The sequence below is a fragment of the Robinsoniella sp. genome, from assembly GCF_034124845.1.
On record NZ_JAWYAJ010000384.1, the window covers coordinates 1 to 2,945 of the forward strand.

The window sequence follows — 2,945 nt, forward strand, 5'->3', positions numbered from 1 at the left end:
CGGAGGACTTATGGGATAAACCGCTCATTATCTCCCAGCAGGAAAATAAAGGTGGTATGTTAACCCAGTGGCTGAAACGACAGACTACAGAATTGAACATTGTGGCTACTTATAATCTTCTGTTTAATGCCTCACTGCTGGTTGACGAGGGACTGGGATACGCCATAGGCTTTGACAAAATTATTAATACAACAGGAAACAGCAGCCTTTGCTTTCGGCCGCTGATTCCCAGGCTGGAGGAAGAAATGAGTATGATATGGAAAAAGTATCAGATATTTTCCAAACCAGCCGAAAAATTTATTGGTGTTTTGCAGGAACAATTAAATTCAGATTTTTAATCGCCTATTGACACAGCACAATTTAAGGGTTAATATAATACGGTAATTTAATTAGAATCCTAATTATTAGCATTATAATAATTAGGATTCTAATTGTTTGTTTATCGATCAATTATACTTAAGGAGGAACAATTTTGGAAATATCGTATCATTATTTACTAATGGCAAACCAGGCATTATTACAGAAAAAGCTGCTTACAGAATTAACGGATACCGGTTTAACCCTGGGACAGCCAAAGGTACTTGATTATTTAAAGGATCACAATGGTGCCAGCCAGAAAGATATTGCATCCGGCTGCCATATAGAGGCTGCATCGCTCACCTCGGTCTTGAACCGCATGGAAGAAAAAGAGATTATTGAACGCAGAATGTTAAATGGGAACCGGCGGTCTCTGCACATATTTTTGACAGAAACCGGACAGGAATTTCAATCCGCTGTGGAACAGTCTTTTCGCTCACTGGAAGATAAGGCATTTCAGGGAATCACCCAGGATGAACGAACACAGTTTATGAAAACCTTTATTAAAATATATGATAATATGGTAAAGGAGTAATCACTGTACTTATGGAAAAGTGTAAACGTTATCTTATTTTTCTGGCTGGACTCTTCATCAATTCCCTTGGGGTCAGTCTGGTTACAAAAGCAAATCTGGGGACATCACCGATTTCATCCATCCCTTATGTAGGGAGCCTGAATTTTTCGCTGACACTTGGGGAGTTCACCATATATTTTAGTATTTTACTTATCATTCTGCAGTTCATCATACTTAGGAAGAACTTTAAGCCGGAACATGTATTACAGGTTCCGATCTCATTTTTATTTGGTTATTTTATTGATTTTACCATGCTTCTTCTCAGTTCCATTCAACCACAGTTTTATCTTACAAAAATCGTTTATCTGCTCCTGGGATGTGTCGTTCTTGGATTTGGGGTATATCTGGAGGTCCTTGCCAATGTTGCCATGCTTCCGGGAGAATCATTTGTAAGGGCGGTAGTTACGACCTGGAATACAGACTTTGGAACAACAAAAATGATCTTTGATGTATCCATGACGTTGATTGCCGGACTTCTGTCACTGGTGTTAGCCCATCGTCTGGAAGGAGTCAGAGAGGGCACGGTTATTGCAGCATTTCTGGTTGGATTCATTGCACGGCTGCTGGGTAAGCATTTATCCTTTATCAAGCCTATTCTATTCCACGATGAAGAAACCAAAAATAAAGTAAGCCCGGAATATGATTAACTGCCATATTCCGGCTTACTTTGTTTTTAAGATTTATTATTTGTCAAATATTTAATGCTGCGTGGTATCCCCAATAAACCGCGTTGGTGATGGTGGATACCTTGGCTGCGTCTCCAATCACGGCAGCATATGGCGCTCCATCCCGCAGTTCGTTGACCTCGTTTGTTCTGGAACGCTGTCCCAGGGCACAAATTACCGTAGTTCCTGGTACAAATTGTTCTTTTCCTTCCCGGTCTTCGCAATATATCCCCTGTTTGGTTACTTTGTTTCCCTTGTATCCGGTATGTACGGTAACATACTTCGCCACCTCATTCAGAAGAAGAGGGCGGTGTCTTATGTTTGCGTCGGGCGCAAGCTCATCTCTCATTTCTACCAGATGAACCCGCTTACCCTCCATTCCAAGATGCACGGCACATTCACATCCGGCCAGGCCGCCGCCAAACACAACTACATCATTGGTAACCCTGTCCTTTTCTTCATAATAGTGGTTAACCACAACTACATTTTCCCCGTCTAATCCAGGGATTGGCGGTATCAGGGGAGTAGAACCGACTGCAATAATTAATGCATCCGCGTCTTCTTTTTCTGCATATTCTTTTGTTATTTCTGTATTCAGACGAATTTCCACTCCGGCTTTTTCAGCCAGTAAGGCGTAGGTACCTGCCAGCTGATACATTTCTTTTTTAAAAGGAATTGCCTGTTCACTCTTTAATATACCACCCAGTGCACTGTCTTTTTCACAGAGAATAACCTGGTGTCCACGACGGGCTGCTGTATAGGCGGCATACAGGCCGCCTGGACCGCCTCCTGCTACCAGAACTTTTTTCTTTGCAGGAGCAGGCAGTATGTCGGTGCCATCCAGTTCCCGGCCGATCAGCGGATTTACGGTACACCTTCTGGTGGATGTAGCCGCACGTTCAGCCATACAGGTAAAACAGCGCAGGCAGTGTACGATTTCTTCCTCCCGGTTTTCCATAACCTTTCTAGGCAGGTACGGATCTGCAAGCAGCGCTCTTGCCATATAGACAATATCTGCTTTACCACTGGCGATTATTTCTTCCATCTGTTCCGGACTGTTTAATCCACCCAGAGTTGCCACGGGTACTGTTACATGTTTCTTGATCTCAGCTGCCAGATATACATTGCAGCCGTGTTCCCGGAACATGGAAGGATGGGTATCCCCAAATCCTTTCTGATATGTCCCGGCGGACACATGGAGCAGATCAATGTAAGGTGCAATCTTCTGTGCAATACGGATACCTTCCGACAGATCATATCCCCCGTCAAACAGTTCGGATCCACTCATGCGAAATTCGATAGGGAATCCCTGTCCCACTGCATTTCTTACAGCCTGCAGGACTTCTATT

3 protein-coding genes and 1 pseudogene are annotated in these 2,945 nt (G+C 43.4%); 3 read left to right on the forward strand and 1 reads right to left on the reverse strand.

Going from position 1 to position 2,945, the window contains the following annotated elements:
• The 3 genes and pseudogenes from ACH2DQ_RS19220 to ACH2DQ_RS19230 all read left to right on the forward strand — a co-directional run.
• Nucleotides 1–338, forward strand: a pseudogene (locus tag ACH2DQ_RS19220) (LysR family transcriptional regulator); the annotation flags it as partial.
• 134 nt (nucleotides 339–472) lie between these two features.
• Nucleotides 473–892, forward strand: a complete 420-nt coding sequence (locus ACH2DQ_RS19225; protein WP_394911819.1) for a MarR family winged helix-turn-helix transcriptional regulator — start codon at nucleotides 473–475, stop codon at nucleotides 890–892.
• An 11-nt stretch (nucleotides 893–903) separates the two neighbouring features.
• Complete coding sequence (locus ACH2DQ_RS19230; RefSeq protein WP_394911818.1) at nucleotides 904–1,578, forward strand: YitT family protein; 675 nt, start codon at nucleotides 904–906, stop codon at nucleotides 1,576–1,578.
• Nucleotides 1,579–1,621: 43 nt separating this feature from the next.
• Here ACH2DQ_RS19230 and ACH2DQ_RS19235 read toward each other — a convergent pair.
• Nucleotides 1,622–2,945: FAD-dependent oxidoreductase (locus ACH2DQ_RS19235; protein ID WP_395027891.1), on the reverse strand; the 1,324-nt coding region annotated here is incomplete at its 5' end.